Annotated in this window: 22 protein-coding genes; 14 read left to right on the top strand and 8 right to left on the bottom strand. The window is 70.1% G+C overall.

The window, feature by feature from the left end; translation table 11 throughout:
* Window positions 1–51: 51 nt before the first annotated feature.
* The gene (locus tag ACSQ14_RS12380; RefSeq protein WP_436013136.1) at window positions 52–939 is read right to left on the bottom strand and encodes an IclR family transcriptional regulator domain-containing protein; all 888 of its coding nucleotides are present in this window, start codon (window positions 937–939) and stop codon (window positions 52–54) included.
* A 132-nt stretch (window positions 940–1,071) separates the two neighbouring features.
* Between ACSQ14_RS12380 and ACSQ14_RS12375 the strand changes: the two genes are divergently transcribed.
* The 4 genes from ACSQ14_RS12375 to ACSQ14_RS12360 all read left to right on the top strand — a co-directional run bounded on the left by ACSQ14_RS12375 (window position 1,072) and on the right by ACSQ14_RS12360 (window position 5,752).
* The gene (locus tag ACSQ14_RS12375) at window positions 1,072–1,902 is read left to right on the top strand and encodes an SDR family NAD(P)-dependent oxidoreductase (RefSeq protein WP_436013134.1); all 831 of its coding nucleotides are present in this window, start codon (window positions 1,072–1,074) and stop codon (window positions 1,900–1,902) included.
* 18 nt (window positions 1,903–1,920) lie between these two features.
* Window positions 1,921–3,084: an LLM class flavin-dependent oxidoreductase gene (locus tag ACSQ14_RS12370; RefSeq protein WP_436013132.1), complete on the top strand. Its 1,164-nt coding sequence runs from the start codon at window positions 1,921–1,923 to the stop codon at window positions 3,082–3,084.
* Window positions 3,081–3,971 (top strand): alpha/beta hydrolase fold domain-containing protein, encoded by an 891-nt coding sequence (locus ACSQ14_RS12365; protein WP_436013130.1) that lies wholly within the window; start codon window positions 3,081–3,083, stop codon window positions 3,969–3,971. The genes ACSQ14_RS12370 and ACSQ14_RS12365 overlap by 4 nt, the downstream gene beginning before the upstream one ends.
* Before the next feature lie 158 nt (window positions 3,972–4,129).
* Window positions 4,130–5,752 carry a mechanosensitive ion channel family protein gene (locus ACSQ14_RS12360; RefSeq protein WP_436013128.1) on the top strand — a complete coding sequence of 541 codons (1,623 nt, stop codon included), beginning with the start codon at window positions 4,130–4,132 and terminating at the stop codon, window positions 5,750–5,752.
* 14 nt (window positions 5,753–5,766) lie between these two features.
* Here ACSQ14_RS12360 and ACSQ14_RS12355 read toward each other — a convergent pair whose 3' ends face one another.
* The 5 genes from ACSQ14_RS12355 to ACSQ14_RS12335 all read right to left on the bottom strand — a co-directional run bounded on the left by ACSQ14_RS12355 (window position 5,767) and on the right by ACSQ14_RS12335 (window position 11,461).
* A complete protein-coding gene (locus ACSQ14_RS12355; RefSeq protein WP_436013126.1) occupies window positions 5,767–6,648 on the bottom strand; it encodes an IclR family transcriptional regulator in 882 nt (293 codons plus the stop codon).
* A 115-nt stretch (window positions 6,649–6,763) separates the two neighbouring features.
* Complete coding sequence (locus ACSQ14_RS12350) at window positions 6,764–7,213, bottom strand: nitroreductase family deazaflavin-dependent oxidoreductase (RefSeq protein ID WP_436013124.1); 450 nt, start codon at window positions 7,211–7,213, stop codon at window positions 6,764–6,766.
* A gap of 25 nt (window positions 7,214–7,238) precedes the next feature.
* The gene (locus ACSQ14_RS12345) at window positions 7,239–8,522 is read right to left on the bottom strand and encodes a cytochrome P450 (protein WP_436013122.1); all 1,284 of its coding nucleotides are present in this window, start codon (window positions 8,520–8,522) and stop codon (window positions 7,239–7,241) included.
* 39 nt (window positions 8,523–8,561) lie between these two features.
* Entirely contained in the window at window positions 8,562–10,154 is a 1,593-nt protein-coding gene (locus tag ACSQ14_RS12340) for an MFS transporter (RefSeq protein WP_436013120.1), read from the bottom strand.
* 101 nt (window positions 10,155–10,255) lie between these two features.
* Window positions 10,256–11,461, bottom strand: coding sequence for an amidohydrolase family protein (locus tag ACSQ14_RS12335; RefSeq protein ID WP_436013118.1), 1,206 nt, complete (start codon window positions 11,459–11,461; stop codon window positions 10,256–10,258).
* 280 nt (window positions 11,462–11,741) lie between these two features.
* Here ACSQ14_RS12335 and ACSQ14_RS12330 point away from each other — a divergent pair, with 280 nt between their 5' ends.
* The 6 genes from ACSQ14_RS12330 (at window position 11,742) to ACSQ14_RS12305 (ending at window position 18,269) form a co-directional block, all read left to right on the top strand.
* Window positions 11,742–13,244 (top strand): aldehyde dehydrogenase family protein, encoded by a 1,503-nt coding sequence (locus tag ACSQ14_RS12330; protein ID WP_436013116.1) that lies wholly within the window; start codon window positions 11,742–11,744, stop codon window positions 13,242–13,244.
* A 3-nt stretch (window positions 13,245–13,247) separates the two neighbouring features.
* On the top strand, window positions 13,248–14,042 hold the full coding sequence (locus tag ACSQ14_RS12325; protein ID WP_436013114.1) for an SDR family NAD(P)-dependent oxidoreductase: 795 nt from the start codon (window positions 13,248–13,250) through the stop codon (window positions 14,040–14,042).
* 25 nt (window positions 14,043–14,067) lie between these two features.
* The gene (locus tag ACSQ14_RS12320) at window positions 14,068–15,099 is read left to right on the top strand and encodes a phosphotransferase family protein (RefSeq protein WP_436013112.1); all 1,032 of its coding nucleotides are present in this window, start codon (window positions 14,068–14,070) and stop codon (window positions 15,097–15,099) included.
* Window positions 15,100–15,253: 154 nt separating this feature from the next.
* The gene (locus tag ACSQ14_RS12315) at window positions 15,254–16,168 is read left to right on the top strand and encodes an LLM class flavin-dependent oxidoreductase (RefSeq protein ID WP_436013110.1); all 915 of its coding nucleotides are present in this window, start codon (window positions 15,254–15,256) and stop codon (window positions 16,166–16,168) included.
* A gap of 62 nt (window positions 16,169–16,230) precedes the next feature.
* The gene (locus tag ACSQ14_RS12310; protein ID WP_436013108.1) at window positions 16,231–17,073 is read left to right on the top strand and encodes an IclR family transcriptional regulator; all 843 of its coding nucleotides are present in this window, start codon (window positions 16,231–16,233) and stop codon (window positions 17,071–17,073) included.
* Window positions 17,074–17,219: 146 nt separating this feature from the next.
* Complete coding sequence (locus tag ACSQ14_RS12305; RefSeq protein WP_436013106.1) at window positions 17,220–18,269, top strand: phosphotransferase family protein; 1,050 nt, start codon at window positions 17,220–17,222, stop codon at window positions 18,267–18,269.
* 1 nt (window position 18,270) lies between these two features.
* On the opposite strand, the gene ACSQ14_RS12300 is transcribed toward ACSQ14_RS12305, so the two are convergent.
* Both ACSQ14_RS12300 and ACSQ14_RS12295 read right to left on the bottom strand, forming a co-directional pair.
* Window positions 18,271–19,101: an enoyl-CoA hydratase gene (locus ACSQ14_RS12300; RefSeq protein WP_436013104.1), complete on the bottom strand. Its 831-nt coding sequence runs from the start codon at window positions 19,099–19,101 to the stop codon at window positions 18,271–18,273.
* A gap of 12 nt (window positions 19,102–19,113) precedes the next feature.
* Window positions 19,114–19,833, bottom strand: coding sequence for an alpha/beta fold hydrolase (locus tag ACSQ14_RS12295; RefSeq protein WP_436013102.1), 720 nt, complete (start codon window positions 19,831–19,833; stop codon window positions 19,114–19,116).
* Between the two features lie 178 nt (window positions 19,834–20,011).
* Between ACSQ14_RS12295 and ACSQ14_RS12290 the strand changes: the two genes are divergently transcribed.
* The 4 genes from ACSQ14_RS12290 (at window position 20,012) to ACSQ14_RS12275 (ending at window position 22,861) form a co-directional block, all read left to right on the top strand.
* Window positions 20,012–21,100 (top strand): phosphotransferase family protein, encoded by a 1,089-nt coding sequence (locus tag ACSQ14_RS12290; RefSeq protein ID WP_436013100.1) that lies wholly within the window; start codon window positions 20,012–20,014, stop codon window positions 21,098–21,100.
* A 339-nt stretch (window positions 21,101–21,439) separates the two neighbouring features.
* Window positions 21,440–21,733: a hypothetical protein gene (locus ACSQ14_RS12285; protein ID WP_436013098.1), complete on the top strand. Its 294-nt coding sequence runs from the start codon at window positions 21,440–21,442 to the stop codon at window positions 21,731–21,733.
* Window positions 21,734–21,830: 97 nt separating this feature from the next.
* Window positions 21,831–22,604: a site-2 protease family protein gene (locus ACSQ14_RS12280; RefSeq protein ID WP_436013096.1), complete on the top strand. Its 774-nt coding sequence runs from the start codon at window positions 21,831–21,833 to the stop codon at window positions 22,602–22,604.
* A gap of 74 nt (window positions 22,605–22,678) precedes the next feature.
* Window positions 22,679–22,861, top strand: a complete 183-nt coding sequence (locus tag ACSQ14_RS12275; protein ID WP_436013094.1) for a hypothetical protein — start codon at window positions 22,679–22,681, stop codon at window positions 22,859–22,861.
* The last annotated feature ends 50 nt before the right edge of the window (window positions 22,862–22,911 follow it).

The following is a 22,911-nucleotide window of genomic DNA, read 5'->3' as shown; positions in this document are numbered from 1 at the left end:
ATCGGCCTTTCAGGCCGTCGGGGATGACGGTCTTTGTCGGCTAAGCCGCGTCTACGCCGCCTGGGTGCGGTTCTCGCGCATGATCTGCACGCAGGTGCGGACCAGCCGGTCGGCGTAGGCCTGGATCCGCGCGCCGCTGACCGGCTCGGGAAAGCCGCCGAGGCAGAGGTTGAACGCCGCTTCGCCGTTCTGGTCGAAGATCGGGGCGGCGATCAGCACGATGTCGTAGAGCGCGTCGGGCTGGAGCTCGGCCGGCTGCGAGAGGTGGTGGTCCAGCGAGCCGACCAGGCGGATCATCTGGTCCTTGTACTGCGGGGCCTGCCGGCCGGAGGCCATCTCGGCCATCAGCGACGCCAGCTCCGAGCTGTCCGGCGCGCGCAGCGTCACCTGGAAGCCGCGGCGGCGGATCGTCGCCAGCGCTTCGCGCCATTCCGCCACTAGCTGGGCGTCGGCGGCGCCGGCCCGGCGGGCGATCCAGGCGTCGATCGCCTCGGCCGAGGACCAGGCGAGGAACGGCGCGCCGACCGGCGGGGCCAGCGGCATGCGCTCGCCGACCCGCAAGCCCGGGTCGCGGCCGTCGGGCGTGTCGATCGCCACGACGCCGAGGATCTCGTCGCCGACCACCGCGCTCAGTAGCACGCCGACGCCGAACTCCGCGGCGAGTTCCTCGGCCGCTTCGCGAGCCCGCGCGACCAGCGGTTGGCTCTTCAGCGCGGCGTGCCCCACGGCCACCAGGGCGGGCCCCAGCGCATAGGTGCGTTGGCTGGTGCGGCTCAGGTAGCCGCGCTCGGTCAGCGCGCTCAGCACCGCATGGCACGAGGCGACGTTGATCTTCGCGGCGCGGGCGATCTCCGACAGCGTGAAGCTGCGCCCCGGGAAGCCGGCGAGGAAATCCAGAATATCGACGCCGCGCGAGGCGGACAGCGCAGGTCTTGGCACGCGGATTCCTGGAGGCGGGTGGGTTTGACAGATCCGGTTAGCGGGATCACTATCTATATTACACTGCCATTTTCGATAATGCAAAAGGATTGCCGCGACAGACGGCGGCCCGGAGCCCAGGGAGGCTGACGCATGGCCATATGCATCGATCTAGAAGGACGCGTGGTGCTGCTGTGCGGCGCGGCCCGCGGCGGCATCAGCGGGGCGACCGCGCGGCGGCTGGCCGCGACGGGCGCGACGGTGGTCGCCGTCGACCAGGCCCAGGAGATCCTCGATCTGACGATCGCCGACGTCGAGGCGGCCGGCGGCCGCTGCCACGGGGTCGTCGCCAACCTGATGGACGCCGCCCAGACCGATCCGCTGGTCGCAACAGTGGTCGGCCGGTTCGGCCGGCTCGACGGCGTCGTCAACGTCGCCGGCGGCACCAAGGCGGAGGAATGGATCCCGCTGGAGCAGACGTCGACGGAGATGTTCCGCGACACCCTGAACCTGAACCTCGAGTACGTCTTCCGCATCTGCCGCGACGCCGCGGCTTCGATGATCCGGCGCGACGCGCCGGGGTCGATCGTCAACGTCGGCTCGGTGAGCTCGATCGCCGCGGCGCCGTTCCACGGCCCCTACGGCGCGGCCAAGTCGGGCATCGCCGCCTTGACCCGGACCATGGCCTTCGAGTGGGGCAAGTACGGGATCCGCGCCAACACGGTGCAGCCGGGCGCGGTCGCCACCGACCGGGTGATGAACCGACCGAGCACGCCGCACGCCGGCGCGGCCCTGGCCGGCGCCAACGCGCCGAGCATCGTCTGGACCACGCCGGACGAACTCGCCAACACCATCGTCTTCCTGCTGAGCGACCTGGCTTCGGGGATCTCCGGCCAGACCATCTCGGTCGACTCCGCGCTGAGCACCAAGTTCTGCGCCGGGTCCCGGCCGTTCGAGATCAACAAGCGCAACCCGCAAGTCTGAGCAGGCCAGGAGAACGTCATGGAACTCGGACTGCTGTACGAGATCGAAGCGCCCCAGCCCTGGGCAGGACAACATCCTTGGGGCCAGCGGACCGCCGAACGCGCGGCCTACCGCGAAAGCCTCGAGCAGATCGTCCTGGCCGACAAGAAGGGCTTCGAGACGGTCTGGTGCGTCGAGCATCACTTCCGCGAGGGCCGCTCGCACATGCCCTGCAACGAGGTGGTGCTGGGCGCGCTGTCGCAGATCACCAAGGACATCAAGCTGGGCTTCGGCGTGGCCCTGATGCCGCACGAGTTCATCCACCCGGCCCGGGTCGCCGAGAAGGTCGCCACCGTCGACCTGCTCTCCGGCGGGCGCGTCGAATGGGGCATGGGCCGCTCGACGCCGATGGAGCAGATCGCCTTCGGCGTCGACCGCGACCGCAGCAAGGAGAAGATGTGCGCCGCGGCCCGCTCGGTCGTCGGCATGTGGGAGCAGGAGTACTACGAGGAGCACTCCGAACACCTCGACTTCCCGAAGCGGATGGTCACCCCGAAGCCGTACCAGTACCCGCATCCGCCGGCCTGGATGGCGGCCTCGTCGGCCGACACCGCGCGGATGGCCGGCGAGAACGGCCTGGGCCTCTTGTGCTTCTCGATCCTGCAGCCGCTCAGCAAGCTGAAGCCGTTGCTCGACATCTACCGGCAGGCGCAGGAGACCGCGACGCCGCTGACCAGCGTGAGAACCAACAAGGCCGGCATCTACACCCTGGTGCACTGCGCGGAGTCGCGCTCGAAGTTCGAGCAGAACCGGCTCTGGGAGTCGATGTGGTGGTGGTACACCACCGTCGCCCAGTTCAGCATCAAGTGGGAGCTGGCGCACCTGAGCGAGGATGATCAGAAGCGCGCCTTCCCGTTGCTCGACAAGCAGGCGCGCGGCGACTTCGACATCACCCAGTTCGACAAGGAGGACATGGTGATCGTCGGCACGCCGGAGGAATGCCTCGAGAAGTTCCTCAAATACGAGGAGGTCGGGGTCGACCAGGTGCTCTGCTACACCAAGTTCGGCTACCTGCCGCACGAGGCGGTGATGAAGTCGATCGAGCTGCTCGGCGACTACGTCATCCCGGAGCTGAAGCGCCGCGGGGCCACGCGCACCGCCGCCGGCCTCGGCTCGGCCATCCGCCTGGCGGCGCAGCGATGAGCCAGACCGCAAAGCAGGCGACCGATCTGCGGCTGCCGCCGGAGCGTGCGGGCCGTCCGGCGCCGGCGGAGGTCGCCGCGCGTCGCGAGGGGATGACCGGCGCGGTGGCGGCCGGGACCTGGCGCACGACGCCCGCGCCCGAGGAGACCTCGCTGGACGGCGTCCGCGTGCTGCGCTTTCGGCCGTCGGGGCCGGCGCGCGGCCTGGTCCTGCACCTGCACGGCGGCGGCTTCCGCCTCGGCTGCCCGGAGATGATCGGCCCCTACGCCGCCGCGCTCGCCGCCCGCTGCGGCGTCGAGGTGGTCTGCCCGACTTATCGGCTGGCCCCCGAGCACCCGTTCCCCGCCGGCCTGAACGACGCGCATACGGTCTATCGCGCGCTGCGCCGGGAGGGTGCGCGGCCGCTGATCGTCTCCGGCGACTCCGCCGGCGGCGGGCTGGCCGCGAGCCTGACGGCGCTGGCGGCGGGGGAGGGCGCGGCCCCGGCCGGCCTGATCCTGTTGTCGGCCTGGCTGGACCTGACGGTCAGCGCCGGAAGCTACTGGACCAACGCCGCGACCGATCCGCTGTTCTCCCAGGAATCCGCCGAGACCGCCGCGGATCTCTATCTGCAGGGGCATGCGTCGAGCGACCCGCTGGCCTCGCCGCTGTTCGCCACGCTGGAGGGCTTTCCGCCAACCCTGGTCAGTCTCGGCGAGGGCGAGGTGCTCGCCGATGACGCCCGCAAGTTCCATGCGGCGCTGCAGGCGGCGGGCGTCGCCGCGCAACTGCAGACAGTCGCCGGCATGGAGCACGTCGCCGTCACCCGCGGCCTGACGCTGACCGGCGCGGCGGAGACCTTCGAGCGCGTTGCGGGGTTTGTCGACGGGCTGACCCAGGCCGGCTGAGCGGGGCCGCGGCGGGGGACCTTCTCCGGGTTTCCCCGGATCCGCAGGTCAGGTCGGCGAGGGTATGTCTGGAGCGATCGCTCAAGCTTTGCGCCGTCCGCGGCGCTGTAGCCGGGCAGGAAATCCAGGTCGCCCGCAAGGGCCGCGCGGAGCGGTTCGTGGCTGTCAGTTCGACATCAGGACGGCGTCTTGGGCCAATTTGCGGGCTGCTCGTCCTGCTGTTCTGCCTGTGGCTGGCGCCGGCGGCCCTGGCGCAAGCCGGCGCGGCTGCTCAGGCGGAGGCTCCCGAAGCCGGGGCGGCCGTGGAGGTCGACGGCCGGGTGCTGTTCCACGTGCGCGGGATCGAAGCCTATCCGGCGCCCCAGCGGGCGGACAACATCCGCCGCAAGATCGAGGCGCTGGCGGCCGACGCTGCGTTTCGGCCGGGGACCCTGTCGACCCGCCCGAATGCCGACGTGACCGAGATCATCGGCGACTCCCGGGTGGTGATGGCGGTGACCGAGGCCGACGCGGCGGCCGAGGACGTCCCGCAAGGCCTGCTCGCCCGGGTGTACGCGGACCGCATCAACCGCGCCATCGTCGAGCATCGCCGCGGCCGGACGCCGCAAGAGCTGGTGGCCAGCATGGTCCGGGCCGGCGTGGCCGTGGCGGTCGCCACGATCGCCTTCGGCGCCGTGCTGTGGCTGCTGGATCGCGGCGAAGCACTGGTCCAGCGCGCCTTCGATCAGCGGGTCGCGGTGTTGACGACGGCGTCGCGGCGGATGCGGCGCGTGGCGCACCTGTGGCGGAGCCTGCGCGGCGTGCTCAGCGTCGCGCGCTGGGTGGCGGTCGTGGTGCTGCTGTTCTTCCTGGCCGAATACGTCCTGTCGCAGTTCCCCTGGACCCGCGGCGCCGGCCGGCGGCTGGCGCAAGCCGTCGCTGAACCGCTCTCCAGCTTCGCCGACGGCTTCGTCGCGGCGATCCCCAATCTGCTGCTGCTGGCGCTGATCTTCTTCGTCACCCGCTTCGGCCTGTCGCTGGCGCGCCTCTACTTCGAGGCGATCGAGGACGGCAGCATCACGGTCGGCCGCTTCGAGCAGGAATGGGCCGGGCCGACCTATAACCTGGTCCGCGGGGCGGTGGTGGCGATGGCGCTGGTGATCGCCTATCCGCTGATCCCCGGCTCCGACACCGACGCCTTCAAGGGCTTGTCGATCCTGGCCGGGGTGATGCTCTCGCTGGGCTCCAGCGCGGCGGTGGCGAACGTCGTCGCCGGCTACATGATCCTCTATCGCCGCGCCTTCCGGGTCGGCGACCGGGTGCGGATCGGCGAGGTGCTCGGCGACGTCACCGACGTGCGGCTGATGGTGACCCACGTGCGTACGGTGAAGAACGAGGAGGTCACCATCCCCAATTCGTCGATCCTCGGCAGCGAGGTGACGAACTACAGCCTGCCGGCGCGCGAGGGGCGGCTAATCCTGCACACCGAGATCGGCATCGGCTACGACGCGCCCTGGCGGCTGGTCGAGGCGCTGCTGATCGAGGCGGCGCGCCGCACGCCGGGCGTGCTGCTCGATCCGCCGCCGTTCGTGCTGCAGAAGCAGCTGGGCGACTTCGCGGTGATCTACGAGATCAACGGCTACTCCGACGAGGCCAAGTTCATGGCGCGGGTCTACACGGACCTGCACCGCAACATCCTCGACCAGTTCAACGAACACGGCCTGCAGATCATGACCCCGGCCTACGAGGGCGATCCGGAGCAGCCGAAGGTGGTCGCCAAGGACCGCTGGTTCGCGCCCTGAGCCGGCGGGCGGCGTCAGCCGCCCCGATCCTCGCGCATCACCTGCAGGCAGACGCGCAGCAGCTGGTCGGCGTAGGCGGTGATCTGCGCGCCGGTGAGCTTCTCGCCGAAGCCGCCGAGGCAGAGGCTGAGCCGGGCCTCGCCGCTCTGGTCAAAGATCGGCGCGGCGATCAGCACCACGTCGTAGAGCTCGGCTGGCTCGATGGTGTCCGGCTGAGACAGCCGCCAGGGATGGGCGCCGACCAGGCTGGTCGCCTGGTCGCGGTATTCGATCGGCTGCCGGCCGGAGGCCATCTCGGCCATCAGCGTCGCGAACTCGGTCTCCATGCTCGAGCCGAGGGTCACCTGGAAGCCGCGCTTGCGGACCAGCGCGAGGGCGTCGCGCCAGGCCTGGACCAGTTCCGGGTCCTGCTCGCCGCCGCGGGCGAGCCACGCCTCGATCGCCGGCTCCGAGGCCCAGGCCACGAAGTGCGCGCCGAGCGGCGGCTCCAGCGGCATGCGCTGGCCGAGCCGCATGCCGGCGCTGCGCCCGGCGCGGTCGACGAGAGAGGTCAGCGCCAGGATGTCCTCGCCGACAATGGTGCTCAGCAGCACCGGCACGCCGGTCTCGTTGAACAGCTCGCGGGCGGCGTCCTGGGCGCGGGCGATCAGCGGCTGGCTGAGCCGGCTGGCGGGGCCGACGGCGATCAGCGCCGGGCCCAGCACATAGGTCTTCTGCTGCGGCAGCCGGGTCAGGTAGCCGCGGCTGGTCAGCGCCGCCAGCACCGCATGGCAGGAGGCGACGTTGATCTTCGTCGCGCGGACGATCTCGGCCATGGTGAAGGCGCGCCCGGGGAAGGCCGTCAGCAGGTCGAGCACTTCCGTGGTCCGGGAAGCGGAAAGAGCGGGCCGCGCCACGTAAGCCTCATCGTCAACGGCTCCCCCAATAGGAGCTCGTCGGCGTTACAACATCGGATTTCGATATTGCAAGCCTGGATAAGGGCGGGCGCGGCCCGAGGGGGAGGTCTCTCGGCTAGCTGCGCTTCGGTTCCAGCACGACGACCGGGATCTGGCGGTCGGTGCGGGACTGGTAGAGGTCGTACTTCGGCCAGGTCCGGTTCGAGGCGGCCCAGAGCTCCTCGCGCTCCTGGCCTTCGGCCGTGCGGGCGGTCGCCTGGAAGACGTCGCCCTTCACCTGAACCTCGACGTTCGGATCGTCGAGCACGTTCAGGTACCAGGCCGGATGGCTCGGCGCGCCGCCCTTGGAGGCGACGATCACCCAGCCGTCCTTGTAGGTCGTGTGGATGATGGCGATGGTCCGCGGCTCGCCGGATTTGCGGCCCTTGGTGGTGAGCAGCAGGATCGGCGCGCCGTTCCAGAGGTAGCCGGTCTCGCCGTTGGTCTCGCGGTAGACGCGGACGTGCTCTTCGCCGAGCAGGCTGGTGTCGGTCGGCTGCGCGGCCGAGGGGGGCTGTTGGCTCATTTCGATCGTCTCCAGTGGCTCGCGATCAACGCAGCAGGACAGGGATCGCCGACATGCCGCGCTGCTCCAGGCCGCCGGTCATGTGCGGCGCCGGGGCGTCCGGATCGAGCCGCAGGTTCGGGAAGGCGTCGAGCAGGGCGTTGATGGCCACCCAGATCTCGCTGCGGGCGACGTTCATGCCCAGGCACTGGTGGCCGCCCATGCCGAAGCCCATGTGGCTCTGCAGCGGACGGTGCAGGTCGTAGGCGTCCGGGTTGTCCCAGCGGCTCGGGTCGCGGTTGGCCGCGCCCAGGCAGATCTCCAGCACCGAGCCCTCGGGCAACTGCACGCCCTCCAGTTCGGTGTCCTGAGCGACCAGCCGGCTGAACACCGGGTCGGTGGGGTTCCAGCGCACGGATTCCTCGATCGCCTTGTCGATCAGCTTGCGGTCGGCCCGCACCGCCTCGAGCTGTTCGCGGTGGGTGAGCAGCGCCCAGATGGTGATGCCCATCTGCCGCCAGGAGGTGCCGCCGCCAGCCAGCATGACGAGCTTGGTCATGATGACGATCTCGCGCTCAGTCAGCGGCCGCCGCACGCCGTCCGGGAAGTCGAGTTCGGCCTGGATCAGGCCGCTGAGCACGTCGTCGCCCGGCTCGACCCGGCGCTTGGCGATCAGCTCGATCAGCATCCGGTCGACGGTCGCGCTCGCCGCGCGGGCCTCGTCCATCGAGATGCGGCCGTGGGCGCTGGTGCGGACCAGGTTCTGGCGGAAGATGATCGCGTCATCGCCCTCCATGCCGATGGCGCGGGTGATGGTGTGCACCGGCACCCGGGCGCAGAGCTGCAGGTTGAGCTCAGCCCGGTCGTTCTGCGCGATCTTGGCGACCAGGGTCTCGACGATGTCCTTGATGAAGCGGTCGCGCCACCAGGTCAGCGTCTTGGGCCGCAGGAACATCGGCTGGATGGTGGCGCGGAAGGTGCGGTGCTCCGGCTCGTCCATCTCCAGGATGCCGAGCCGCTGCTCGCCGCTCTCCGAGGGCGTGTGCATCACCTTCGAGGAGAACCGCTCGTGGTCGCGGAAAGCGGCGTTGCAGGCGTCCCAGGTGAGGGCGGTGTAGCCCTGCCGGCCGACGGCGAACACGTGGCGCTGGTGGTGCGGCAGCTTCAGCAGTTCGCGCAGGAAGCCCTTCTGCACCGGCGCGCGCTCGCGCAGCGCGTTCATCGCCGGGTTCATGTCCTCTTCGACGAGGTTGCCGGCGTGCTCGGCCTCGCGCCGGACGTCGTAGAGCTCCTCGTAGATGGAATCGTCGCCGATCAGGACGTTGTTCATAGGTTCCTCGAGTGAATTCATCGTCTTGCCTCCGCGCGTTCAGGCCAGCGCTAGGCCAGGTTGGGGTTCGCCGGCGGCGTTCGCGCGCGCCCGGCGGGTGGTTTCGGATTCGCCCTTCAGCCGTCGGGCGGCGATCAGCAGAACGCCGACGGCGATCGGCGTCAGCGCCTGGATGCTGATGACCCCGAGCGCCAGCGAGCCGGTGAGGGTGCTGACCTTGCCGGCCCAGTAGGGGCCGGCCCCGGAGGCGATGACGATGCTGACCAGGGCGAAGGCCGAGGCCGCAGCGCCGCGCATGCGCGGCAGCACCAGGTCCTGGACCAGGGCGGCGATCGCCCCGGACCAGCTGGAGCCGAAGAAGCCGAAGAAGAAGTAGGCCGTTAGATAGGCCGGCACGCTGTCCGCCGTCAGCATGAGAGCCATGGGCGGGGCCGAGGTGAGCAGGGCTACCAGACACATCCAGATCGGCGCGCGGACGTCGCGGCGCTTCCACCGGTCGGTGATCCATCCGCCGATGACGACCGCGGCCGCGGCGCTGACGGCGTGGGTCAGGCCCAGCCACAGGCCGGCCGAGCCGGGGGACATGCCCAGTTCGCGCATGGCGAAAGGCGCCGCCCAGGCGCTCGCCGCGCCGATGACGCAGGCGACCAGGGCCGCGCCGATCATGGCCAGGGCGAAGGTCGGGCAGCCGAAGGTCAGCCTGTACAGCGGCAGGTCCCGCAGCCGCAGCACCTGGCCCCAGGTCAGGATCGAATAGGCGCCGAGCGCCAGGGCCGCCCATTGCAGCAGGTCGCCGGTCAACTGGATCAGCGACAGCGCCGCCGCGGCCAGCGTGACGATCAACACCAGGTTGGCGCCCACCGCGCGCGCGCGCCCGAGGCCGTAGAGGGTCACGAAGGTGAACGGCGGGATGGCCGAGCCGAATTCCTCGACGACCAGGCGCGGCAGGGGGCGGGTGTCCCCGGTCGGCGGGCGCGCGGGTTCGCGCAGGGTGGCCACCAGGACGGCGAGCAGCAGGCCCGGCGCGCCGACCGTGGCGAGCGCCGCCTGCCAGCCGGCGACCTTGCAGGCGCCGCCTACCGGCAGGGTGCGGCAGAGGTCGCCCCAGTGCTGCAGCATCAGGCCGCCGACCAGCAGGGCCGCGGCGCCGCCGATGAAGGCGCCGGACAGGTAGACCCCGAGCGCAAACGCCCGTCGGCTGGCGGGAAAATACTGGGCGAGCAGCGAGTGGGAGCAGGGGTTGGCCGTGGATTCGCCGACGCCCACGCCGATCCGCGTCGCCGCCAGCGTGGCGTAGTTGCTGGCGGCCCCGCCCAGCACCGTCATCAGCGACCAGAGCGCCAGCCCCCCGCCCATCAGGCGCGTGCGCGACACCGCATCGGCGATCCGGCCCATGGCGATGCCGACCACGGCGTAGAAGACGGCGAAGGAGGTGCCGAGCAGAAAGCCCAGCTGGGTGTCGGTCAGCTCCAGGTCGGCCTTCACGGCCTGGGCCAGGATCGAGAGGATCTGGCGGTCGACAAAGTTCAGGATGCTGGAAGCCGTGAGGACGGCCAGCGCGTAGTAGGCGTACGGACGAATGCGCTCGTCGGGCGGAGCGACGCCGGCGCGTTCCAACTCGATCTGCGCCACGACGCGCACCTCCCTAACGCTATTTTGTTCTTTTTATTGTTCTACTTACGCGATCGGCGCGCCCGCCCTTGAAGGCGCGCGCGCCGTGCGATTGGGCCGCGCTAGTCGACGGCGTAGACCCGACGGGCGGTGTCGCAGACGATCTTGCGGACGTCCTCTTCCGGAATGCCGACGAAGTCGCGCTCGATCACCTCCAGCGAGTGGGGGAAGGTGGTCTCCGAGTGCGGATAGTCGGACGACCACATGATGTTCTTGCCGCCCGGTTGGTCGCGCAGCAGGACGCCGATGCGGTCGTTGATGAACGAGCCGTAGACGTTGCGGTCCATGAAGAAGCTGGGCTTCTCGGTCAGCGGGCTCTCGGTCCAGAAGCGCTGCTTTTCCCAGGTGCGGTCCAGATACTCCGCCAGCCAGGCCATCCAGCCCACGCCGCTCTCGACCGTCACCAGGCGCAGCTTGGGGAAGCGCTGGAAGATGGCGTTGAAGATGAAGATCGCGACCGGCTCGATCATCGCGACCTTGCTCATCGGCATGTCGGCCAGGAAGTACTTCTTCTCGCCGAAGCGGGGGACCCGGCCGCCCAGGTGCATGGTCACCGTCATGTCGAGGTCCTGCAGCGTCTGCCACAGGATGTCGAACTCGGGATCGGCGTAGGAGCGGTCGCCGCCGGGATCGCCGCTCAGCGCCGCGCTCTGGGCGCGGTTGAGCGCGCGGACCTCGATCGACGTGGCGGTCGCGTCGCCCTTGGCCATCGGGAAGGCCGGGATGTTCACGCTGCGGAAGCCCAGCTTGTGGACGTCCTTGAGCATGCGCACCGTCTCTTCCGGATCGCGCATCGGCACATAGGCGACCGGCACCAGCCGCTTGCGGTCGGCGGCGCAGAAGTCCCAGAGCCAGCGATTGTAGGCCTCGAAGCTGGCGAGGTAGAGATCGACGTTGAAGGTGGGGAGCGGGCCGCCGCCGAACAGCACGGCCGCGTCGAGACCGTCCGTATCCATGTCGGCAAGCCGGGTTTCCGGCAGCCAGACCGGGCGCATGTCGGCGCGCCGGCCGACCATCTTGAAGTCCTTGCCGGTGCGGCCGGCTTGGTTGCCGATCAGCATCACCGGCCGCTTCTTGCCCTCGAACACGATCCAGTCGTGCTCTTCGCCGTGCTCAATGCGCGGCGCGAACTCGCGCAGATGCGCCGGCAGGTACTCGGCCCACATCTCATAAGGCGCGTCGCAGTGGGCGTCGGCGTCGATCACCCGGCGGCGGGATTTTTTGCCGCTCTCGGAGGGACGGTCGGCAAGGGTTTGGTCCAAGGACATCTGTGGTCTCCTCCGTCGCTTCGTCGACGCGAATTTGCGACACATATTTCGTTATGGCGAACAACCTACCGATTTGGGGAACGGCAAGTCAAGCGAAGCCGGGAACGGTTCACCCTCCTGTGAGGCGGCTCAATATGTCATAAAATGCGAACGGATGTTCTAAATAGAGAAAAATGAGGGTTGCTGGCGCGGCGGTCGGTCGGTATCCCTGATCCACAGGACAAGAGGCAGCCGCCGCGGCGTGTTCCGGGGCGCAACGGACGCCCGAGGAAACGCCAGCATGACCATCCACACTCCGCAATCGCAATTGACCGCGGCGGGCCGCGGTCGCCTCTACATCGGCGGCGAAGCCGTGGCCGGGGAGGGGGAGACCTTCGCGGTCATCAATCCCGGTACCGAAGAGGTCATCGCCGAGGTGGCCGGGGCGTCCGCCGGCCAGGTCGAGGCGGCGATCGGCGCGGCGCGCCGCGCCTATGACAGTGGCGTCTGGTGCGATCTGCCGGCCGCCGAGCGGGCGCAGGCGCTGCGCCGGCTGATGGCCGCGCTCGCCGCGCAGCGCGACCGGCTGGTGGAGCTGTCTGTGCGCGAGGCCGGCTGCCCGGTCAGCTCCGGCAGCATGGCGGCCCAGGTGCACGCCCCGCTGCAGCACGGGCTCGACACCATTGAGCTGTTCCTGCAGCTGCCGGAGTTCGAGGAAAATCCGCTGCCGTTCGAGCAGCGGCTGACGCCGCGCGGCGGTGCGGTCCAGAGCCTGCGGCGGCACCTGCCGGTCGGCGTCGTGGCGGCGATCTCGGCCTACAACTTCCCGTTCTACACCAACCTCTGGAAGGTGCTGCCGGCGCTGATCACCGGCAACACGGTGATCCTGCGGCCGAACCCGCTGACGCCGCTGGCGGCGCTGGTGTTCGGCGAGGCGGCCGAGGCCGCCGGGCTGCCGCCGGGCGTCCTTAACGTGATCGCCGAACAGGGCGCGGGCGGGGCGGTGGCGCTGTCCACCCATGCGGACGTCGACATGGTGGCCTTCACCGGCTCCACCGGCGTCGGCAAGCAGGTGATGGTGCAGGCCGCGCCGACCATGAAGCGGCTGCAGCTCGAGCTCGGCGGCAAGTCGGCGCAGATCTACATGCCGGACAGCGTCGCCCAGGCTGGGATGGCGGCGGCGATGGTGGCCATGGGCCACGCCGGCCAGGGCTGCGCCCACGGCACCCGGGTGTTCGTGCCGGAGGCCGACAAGGCGCAGGCGCTGGAAGCCATGGCCGCGCCGCTCGCCAAGGTGAAGATCGGCGATCCCGCCGATCCGCAGACCCAGATGGGCCCGGTGATCAGCGCCGCCCAGCGCGACCGCTGCGAACGCTACGTCGCCCTCGCCGTCGAGGCCGGCGCGAAGGTGGTCTATGGCGGCAAGCGGCCCGAGGGCCTGGCCAAGGGCTTCTTCTTCGAGCCGACCATCCTCGACACCCCGGACAACAAGAACCCGGCGGCGCAGGAGGAGATCTTCGGCCCGGTCGTCAGCGTCATCGGCTACCGCGACCTCGACCACCTGGTCGAGATGGCCAACGACAGCCCCTACGGCCTGTCCGGCTACGTCACCGGCAAGGACATCAAGCAGGCGATCGGGGTCGCCTCGAAGATCCGCACCGGCACGGTGAACGTCAACGGCGGCCTGCTCAGCGCCTACGCCTCGTCGGGCGGCTGGAAGCAGAGCGGCGTCGGCCGCGAGCGCGGGGTCGAAGGCCTGCGCGTCTACCAACAGATCCAAGCCATGAACATCCAGGGAGCCTGAGCCGTGATCGAAGGACTGCTGAAGGGTAAGAGCGTCGTCATCACCGGCTCGGCGTCGGGCGTCGGTCGCGCGGCGGCGGAGCTGTTCGCCGCCCATGGCGCGCGGCTGATCTGCGCCGACATCGCGCTCGACCTGCTGGAGGAGACCATCGCCGCGGTGAAGGCCGCCGGCGGCGAGGCGCGCGCCGTCCGTTGCGACGTCAGCCAGAAGTCCGACGTGGCCGCGGCGGTGAAGGCGGCGGTCGAGGCCTATGGCCGGATCGACGTCATCTACAACAACGTCGGCATCCCCTCGCCGAAGACCGAGCAGGGGACGATGGCCAAGCTCGTCGAGAACACCGACGCGCAGATCGAAAAGCTCTACGCGGTGAACGTCAACGGCGTGATCTACGGCTGCCAGCTGGCCGTCGAACAGTTCCGCGCCCAGGGCGGCGGCGGGGTGATCGTCAACACCGCCTCGGTGGCCGGCCTGATCGGCTGGGGCGGGGTGCTGTACGGCTCGACCAAGGGCGCGGTGGTCAACCTGACCCGCGCGCTGGCGATCGAGGTGGCGGGCGAGGGGATCCGCGTGAACTCGGTCTGCCCGGCCGGCATGGCCACTCGCTTCATCACCGGCGACCGCGGGCCGCTGCCGGACGCGGCGATCGAACGGATGGGCCAGGCCTATCCGTTGGGCCGGGTGATCGACCCGCTGGACACCGCCAAGGCGGCGCTGTTCCTGGCCTCGGACCTGTCGAGCAACATCACCGGTGTGAACCTGCCGGTCGACGGCGGCCTGTCCGCCGGCAAACCGCTCTAACCCGACGTCGTCACGGAGGTCGCAGATGCCTGCGCTGGAAGTTCCCCGCACCTTGGCGCAGGCGCTCGACGCCGCCTGGCTGACAAAGGCGCTCGAGCCGCTCACCGGCGGCGTGCCGGTGACGGCGGTCGAGACCGTCGAGGTGATCAAGACCGTCGCCACCAAGGTCCGTTTCGTCGCGACCTTCGAGGGCGGCCAGGCGGCGCTCTGCCTGAAGGGGCTGCTCGACGTCGATCCGCAGATGGCCAAGGGCGGTCCGACCACCGTCCTGGAGGCCGACTTCTACGACAAGCTCGCGCCGCACCTGCAGGTGCGGGTCCCCGACTGCGTCGGCACTGTCGTCGACCGCGAGGACCCGATGGGCGTGGTGATCATGCGCGACGTGATCGCCCAGGGCGGCCGGTTCTGTACGGCGCTGGAGGCCTTCACGGCCGACGAGGCGGCCGCGAGCCTGGATCAGCTCGCCCAGCTGAACGTCCGCCGCGACCTGCTGGACGCCTCGCCCTGGGTGCGCCGGCGGATCGCCGAACTGGCCCGCGGCGAGTACGTGCCGGAGCCCCTGCTGCAGGAGATGCTGAACGGTCCGCGAGGCGAGGGGCTTTCCGAGCGCACCCGCGACGCAAGCCTCCTGATGGCCGGCATGCGGGCGTTGGCCGAGCGCGACGAGCACCTGCCGCAGATGCTGGTCCACGGCGACAGCCACGCCGGGAACATCTTCCGCACCGCCGCCGGGCCGGGGCTGATCGACTGGCAGCTGCTGCAGCGCGGCGGCTGGGCGCTCGACGTCGCCTATCACATCGCCGCGGTGTTGCCGGTGGAGGTGGCCGAGCGGGAGGAGCGGGCGCTGCTCAACCACTATCTGGAGACCTTCCGGGGCCTCGGCGGCGAGCCGCCGGATCCGGAGACGGCCTGGGCCCAATATCGGATGGCCCCAGTCTACGGCTATTTCCTTTGGTCGATCACCCGCCGGGTCGATCCGGCGATCATCAACGTCTTCGTCGGCCGCCTCGGCGCCTCGGTGACCCGGCACGACAGCTATCGCCTGCTGGGGCTGTGATCGGCGCGCCTCCTCAGTCAGCTTCGCTGACAGCTCCCCCGCAGGCGGGGGAGCAGCGATCTTGCTCCTCCACCGCGAAGCGGGGGAGGTGGATCGCGCCGCAGGCGCGAGACGGAGGGGGCGTTTCGGCGCCAGCGGCAACGGGAGCGCCTGATTGAACCAGCTCAGCTTCGGCTTCACTGCTTCGCCGGTCCGTGAGGAGGTGGAGGCGCTCGAGGATCTGCCGATCGACTCGCTCTGGGTCGGCGGGCACGTCGCCTCGCGCAATCCCTCGCCGGAAGCGATGGTCAAACTGGCGCAGCTGGCGGTGCTGACCCGCCGGGTGCGGATCGGCACCTCGATCCTGCTGTTGCCGCTCTACCCGCCGGCGATCGTCGCCAAGCAGATCGCCGACCTCGACCAGACGACCGGCGGCCGGGTGACGCTCGGCGTCGGCGTCGGCGGCGAGTACGAGCAGGAGTTCCGCGCCTGCGGCGTGCCGGTGCAGGAGCGCGGCAGGCGCGTCAACGAAGCCATTCCGCTGATCCGCAAGCTCTGGACCGCCGAGGAGATCTCCCACCCGGGGCCGTTCTACCCGATGGAGCAGGTGCGGATTCATCCGGCGCCGGTGCAGCCCGGCGGGCCGCCGATCGTCGTCGCCGGGCGCAAGGATCCGGCGATGGTGCGCGCCGGCCGGCTCGGTGACGGCTGGATGCCCTATCTCTATTCGCCGCGCGCCTACGCCGAGTCGGTCGGGCGCATCCGCGAGGTCGCCGCCGAGGCGGGACGCGATCTGGCCCGCTTCGAATGGATGCAGTTCCTGTTCACCAACGTCGGCGACGATCCTGAGGCGGCGCGGCGCGAGACCGCCGGCTTCCTCGGCGGCAACTACGACCAGGACTTTTCCGCCTTCGTCGACCGGGTGGCGGCCGCCGGCACGGCGGCGCAGGTGGCGGCGCGCGTGCAGGAATACGTCGACGCCGGCGCGCGGCACATCATCTTCACCCCGGCCACCCGCATCGACCGCATGGCCATGGTCCGGCGCATCCTCGATGAGGTGGTGCCCCTGGTCCGCCCAAGCTCAAGCTGAGCCGCAGTTGACGGCCGAAGTTCCTCCGCTTATTCCGCATGTTCGAAATAGCGAAAGACTCAATGGCGCGCTCTTCTCCCGGCGTCCTGCGCGTGGCCGCCATCCTGAACTTCATCGCGGAACATCCCGGCCAGGCGTTCACCCTTAGTGATCTCGTGCGGGCCCTGAAGCTCAGCCGGGCGACCTGCCACGCGCTGCTGACCGGCCTGGTCGAGGTCGGCTACCTCTATCGCGCCAGCGACAAGGCCTATGTCCTGGGTCCGGCGCTGGTCGCCATCGGCCGGGTCGCCGCCGAGCACGCCTCGCCGCTGCAGATCGCCAAGCCGGAGATGCGGGCGCTGGCCGACGAGTTCGAGTCGATCTGCTCGGCCTTCTTCCTCGACAAGGAGGACGTCGTGGTGCGCGAGCGCGCGGCGTCGGTGTCGCACCTGGGGAATTCGCCGCCGATGGGCGCCCGCATGCGCCTGCGGGCGCCGTTCGCGGCCATCTATTACGCCTGGTCGCCTCAGGCCGAGGCGGAAGCCTGGCTCAATACGACCACGCCGCCGCCGACGCCCGAGCAACGGTCGGACATGTTTGCGTCGATGGCCTTCGCGCGCGAGCGCGGCTACATGTTCAGCGTGCGTAATCCGAGCCTGCCCGCCTCGGAGCCGGCGGAGAAGGCCTTCGCCGCCGATCGCCTCGAGTTCCCCGCGGCCGCCGGCGTGAACCTGGATCCCGCGCAGTCGTACCGGGTGCTGTCGGTGACGGCGCCGGTGTTCGACGCCCCGGGTAACGTCGCCTTCGTCCTCGGCCTGGTGGGCTTCGACCGCATGGCGCGGGGCGACGAGATCGAACACATGGGCCGCAGCCTGCGCGCGGCCTGCGATCGGGTCACCGCCTTCATCGCCGGCGTCCCGCACTAGCGCTTATCGTGCGGCTTCCTCTCTCGCGCGGCGCGGGGAGGAAAGATTTGACCCGCGAGGCCGCTTCTCGTACGCCTATATAAGCGAACGAAAGTTCGAAATAAGGAATTGATGGGCCGCAGCCACTGCGGTCCGGGAGGAGCGCCATGTCGAATGTGATCGTCGCGCCGGAGGTGCGGGACCTGTCCCGCCTGGCCGATCAGCTGGGCCGGTGGCTCGCCGTGCAGATCCCGGGCGCCCAGGACGTGCGGATCGAGAACCTCGCCTATCCCTTCGGGGCCGGGCAGTCGCACGAGACGATCCTGTTCGACGCCGCCTGGCGGCAGGACGGCCGCGACGTCGCCCAGGGCTGCGTGGTGCGGATCCGGCCGACGCGGCACACGGTCTATCCCGACACCCTGTTCGAGGAGCAGTACCGGCTGATGCATTTGCTGCACGACGAGGGCCGCGTCCGCGTCGCCCGTCCGCTGTGGTTCGAGCCCGACGCCGAGGTGCTCGGCGCGCCGTTCTTCGTCATGGAGAAGGTCAAGGGCCGGGTGGCGGTCAGCGTGCCGCCGTACGCCCAGAGCGGCTGGGTGGCCGAGGCGACGCCGGCGCAGCGGGCGCGGATGTGGGAGAACGGCGTCCGGCAGCTGGCGGCGATCCAGAGCACGCCGCTCGACAAGCTGCAGTTCCTGGCCGGCCCGGCGCACGCCCGCGACGGGCTCGCCCAGGAGTGGGACAAATACGTCCGCTTCGTCGCCTGGGTGCAGGAGGACCGCCCCTGGCCGGTGCTGGAGCGGGCGATCGAGCGGCTCAAGTCCAGCTGGCCGGCCAACCAGCCCGCCGGGGTGGTCTGGGGCGACGCGCGGCTCGGCAACATGATGTTCGACGAGACCTTCGAGGTCGTCGCGGTGATGGACTGGGAGCAGCCGTCGCTGGGCGGCGCGCTGCACGACCTCGCCTGGTGGCTGTTCATCTCGGGCATGATGCACGGCGCCTTGCCGGGCGCGCGGCCGACCCTGGAAGGGATGGGCACGCGCGAGGAGACCATCGCGCTGTGGGGGGAGGTCACCGGGATCTCGACCGCCGACATCGAGTGGTACGAGGACTTCACCGCCCTGAAGATCTGCTGCCTGTCGATCCGCACGGCGGGCCTGAGGGGCCATCCGCTGCCGGACGAGGCGTGGCTCGCCCAGCGGCTGAAGGTCGGCTGATTTAAGGCTTGGGCTGCGCCTGCTTGTTGGCGCGGACCATCTCGTCGAGCCCGGCCATCACCGGATAGCCGCGGGCGGCCCAGGCGTTGGCGTGGCCGAGCGAGTGCAGGTTGAACACCGCCTGCATGGCGGTGTGCTGGCCCATGGCGTCCAGGGTCTGGTTGACCGCCTGCTTGGCCATCAGCAGCGCGTGCGGGTGCATCTGCGCGATCTCCTCGGCCAGGGCCAGGGTGTGCGCCTCGAGCTCTTCGAGCGGGACGACCCGGTTCACCATGCCCAGGCGGTGCGCCTCGTGGGCGTCGATGAAACCGGCGGTGAACAGCAGCTCCTTGGCCTTGCGCGCGCCGAACTCCCAGGTGTGGCCGTGGTACTCGACCCCGCCGATCCCCATGCGCACGACCGGATCGCTGAAGCGGGCGTTGTCGGCGGCGACGATCAGGTCGCATGGCCAGGCCAGCATCAGCCCGCCGCCGATGCAGGCCCCCTGGACCGCGGCGATGGTCGGTTTCGGCAGGTCGCGCCACTTGCGGCAGAAGCCGAGGTAGTGCTTGGCCTCCCAGCGGTAGAGGCCGAGCAGGCCGTTCTCCGCGACGTCGTCGAGCAGGCCTTTCTCGCCCTCGACCGGCGGCTTGGGCGAGAGGTCGTGGCCGGCCGAGAAGTGCTTGCCGTTGGCCTTCAGCACGATGACCCGCACCGCCTCGTCGGCGACCGCCCGGTCGAAGGCCTGGTCCAGTTCGACCAGCAGCGCCTGGTTCTGGGCGTTGGCCTGCTGCGGCCGGTTCAGGGTGACGACCGCCACGCGGCCGATGACGCTGTACTCGATGAATTCCACGGCTCGGCTCTCCTAGAGGTCGGCCAGCGACAGCAGCATCTCGGCGACGCGCTGCGGCTCGGTGATCATCAGGTCGTGGGTGGTGTCGATCTCCCACACCCGGTCGGCGGTCAGAGCACGCTGCACCTTGTCCTTCGGGCGCATGGCGAGCGTCGAGGTGCAGTTGATGTTGGTGCGCGGGATGCGCGCCAGCGCCGCCGCATTGGTCAGCCGGAGCGGCTGGGCGAAGGAGATCCAGGGGTGCGGCGTCTGCCGCCGGGCCTTCCAGGCGCGGATCGCGTCGTCCTGCGAACCGACCTGGCGGGTAGCCGCGGCGTCCGGCCCGAGCACCACCTCGACGCCGTCGATCATGCGGGCATCCTGGCGGGCGAGCGCCATCAGCACGGGCGACAGGTCGACGAGGGACTCGCCGTCCTGCGGCGTCGCGGCGTCGAGATAGACCAGCTGGCCGATGCGGTCCGGCGCACGGTCGGCGACCCCGGTGATCACCATCCCGCCGTAGCTGTGCCCGACCAGGATCACGTCTCTGAGGTCCTCGTAGAAGAGCACCCCCAGGATGTCGGCGAGGTGGGTCTCCAGGTCGGTGTCGGCGCGTAGCAGGTGCGAGCGCTCGCCGACCCCGGTCAGGGTGGGCGTATAGACCTCGTGGCCGGCGGCGCGCAGCCGCGGCGCCAAGCGGCCCCAGACCCATCCGCCGCCACCGCCGCCATGCACCAGGACATAGGTCGCCATCGTCGCCTCCCAGGTTCGCTCGTGGAGCGGGCGCATCTCGCGTGCGCGTTCCCCGAAGACTGACCGACAATGCGCGGCCGACAAGCGGCAATTTCCTCAGCTGCGGGTGGCGTTCGTCCGAGGGACGGGTTCTGATGCGGCAGGCCTCCGCCGAGAGAGGTCGTCTAGGGAGTCGCCCGTGTCCTCAAAACGAAGCCCGCTGCCGCTGCCGCTGGCGCTGGAGGAGATCGACCGAGACTGGCTGACGGCGGCGCTGCGTACCCGCGCGCCCGACGTCGCGGTGCGCGGCGTCGAGATCGTCGACGTCAATCACGGGACCTGCACCAAGGTCCGCCTGCGGCTCGACCTCGACGCGGCGGCCGTGCGCGCCGGGATTCCGGAGACGGTGATCCTGAAAGGCGGCTTCGAACCGCACAGCCGCGAGATGGCCTACATGCACGAGACCGAGGTGCGCGGTTACCGCGACATCTTCCCGGTCCTGCCGCTGCCGAGCCCGGCCTGCTACTTCGCCGACTACGACGCCGAGCGCGGGCAGGGCGTCATCGTCATGGAGGACCTGGTCGCCCGCGGCGTGACCTTCTGCCATCCGCTGCAGCCGCAGACCCACGACCAAGTCGCACGACGCCTGACGGTGCTGGCGCAGTTCCACGCCAAGACCTGGAACAGCCCGGAGTTTGCCCCCGGCGGCCGCTGGGACTGGCTGCAGAATTCCCTGCCGGACACCCGCAAATACGCGGAGCTCTTCCTGCAGTCGGGGACCTGGAGCCGCTTCATCGACTCTCCGCGCGGGGCGGCGGCCTCGATGCGCTTCCACAGCGGCGACTGGATGGAGGAGGCGCTCGAGAAGATGGTGGTGCTGTCCAGGCGCGAACCCCACTGCCTGCTGCACGGCGACACCCACCTGGGCAACCTCTACGTCGACCGCGACGGGACGCCGGGGTTCTTCGATTCCCTGCCGACGCACGGGCCGGCGATGTCCGAGGTCGCCTATCATGTGGTCTGCGCGCTCGATCCCGCCGACCGGCCGCGGTGGGAGCCGGCGCTGGTCAGGCACTACCTCGACGAACTGGCCCGCCACGGGATCGAGCCGCCGGGCTTCGACGAGGCGATGCTGCAGTACGGGGTCTATCTGGCGCGGGCCTACTTCATCTTCGTGGTCAACGACCCGGCCTTCCAGCGCGAGGCGATCAACACCGCCTATGTGGCGCGGATCAGCGCCGCCATGCTGGCGCACGACACCGCAGGCCTGATCGCGGCGCTAAAGTGACCCGTTTGCCGCACTGCCAGCCTTAACGTCCGGGCCGCGGAGCGAACGAGCGCCAGCGCGGTTTATAGCGCGACGGCGACGGACGTCTGAAGGTCGTCGATCGAGGTGTGCAACCGCGTGGCGCCTGGCGCCCATGCGGTCGGCAGGAAACTTGTTTGCGCAACCTTGATCGCGACAACTGTCCGGCGTTGTACGGACCTGTGCCCAAGTCGCCGTCAACTGGGTGACCTCAGTACGAGGGGCAGGATGATGCCGAATGCAAATCGGCGGCGCGGCGCATACTCCGGGTGGACCCGGCGGCGCGTTGCAACGGGGCAGCCGCCTGAGCCAAGTGCGAGATTGGAGCGCGCCCTGCGGCGCGGCCCATCGGCTGAGCCAGCGATCGACGGCTTCGCGTTGGGCGCGCCGGCGAGGCCGGATCCCGGCGAGCGGGAGAAGATCGTGGTCTTCTGTCTCGATGCCAGCGGCCACGTGTTGTCTTCCGGCGAGGTCGCCTTCACGTCGCGCGACGAGCTGGCGCGTCGGCTGACCGAGGACAGCCGACGCTATCCGGTCGTCGAAGCCTGGCAGGGGTGTATCTGTCTGCTGCGGCTGGGCGGCCCGGCCTGGCCCGACAACGACGACGAGATGTGATTCGGCAGGCCGGCGTTCTGTCTTCCAGCGGACAGATTGTCGCGCCCAGCTCGGTGATAGTGGCGCGGGAATGCAGCGCCTTCGGGGGAGCCGCGGAATGATCTCGGTCGCAGCTACGCGACGCATCGATGGTCGAGCGGGGTGGGTGTTCCTGAGCTTGCTGTTGTCGTGGAGCGTCGCGCAGGCCGCGCTGATGCAGTTCCCCGCCGGTTCCGAAGGCGTCGGCGTCGCCAATGCGGTCTACCTGGCCGGGGCCGCACTCTCGCTGGTCGGCCACGAAATGACCCAGGGCCTGGTCGGCCGGCTGTTCGGCTGGCGGCCGACGTCTGGCGGCCCGTTCGGTTCGCGTGAGCCTCGCGAGCTCGACAATCAACCGCGCGCCGCCACCGCAGAGCTGGCCATGGCCGCGGCGGGGCCGGTATTTCTGCTGTTCGCAAGCTTCGCCCTCATCGCCTTCGCGCGGGTCGCCTACGTGGCGGGGGCTGGCGATCCGCTGATCCGGGCGCTTGCCGCCGTCGCCTCGTTGAACATCGTGCTCGGCATCGCCAACCTGCTGCCGGCGCTGCCGCTGGACGGCGGCCGCGCGCTGCGCGCCGTGCTCTGGCGGGCCGGCAAGGACGCCGGTCGCGCGACCCGGGTCGCCGGCGGCGTCAGCGAGGTGATCGCCCTGTTGATCATCGCCATCGGACTGGCCACCGCGCTGGTGGGCTCGGTCGCCGACGCGTTGATGTGGGTGCTGTGCGGCGTGCTGCTGCTGATCGTCGCCCGCAGCGAGGTCGATAGTGCGGCCGCGCTCGAGCCGCAGGGCGCCGATCGCCCGAGCGTCGCCGAGCCGAAGGCCGGCGATCGGCCGCTGCGGCCGCTGAGCTAGCGGCCCCCGCGCGGCGCGGCCGTAGGAACCTCGCCAGCCTGGGATCGTTGCCGGCCAAAGGGCCCGAGGTGATCATGAAGGACCAAAGCCAAACCCGTGGGGAATGCGTAGCGCGCGCTCTGGCGGCCACGGAGATGGGAGAGACCTGCATCGAGCCGCAGCTCCGCGCGTCGTTCTTCGCGCTCGCGGAACATTGGCTCGACCAGGCCCAGCGGCTCGACGACGAGGCGATGGCGTCGCCGCGCGGGGTTCACTGACGCTCGTCCGCCGATCCTAAATTGCTGACGTGCGGACCGGCGCGGCCGCC

This window comes from Phenylobacterium sp. LjRoot219, assembly GCF_964252995.1.
Taxonomy (GTDB): Bacteria; Pseudomonadota; Alphaproteobacteria; order Caulobacterales; family Caulobacteraceae; genus Phenylobacterium.
This window is presented reverse-complemented; position numbering and strand designations above follow the sequence as displayed.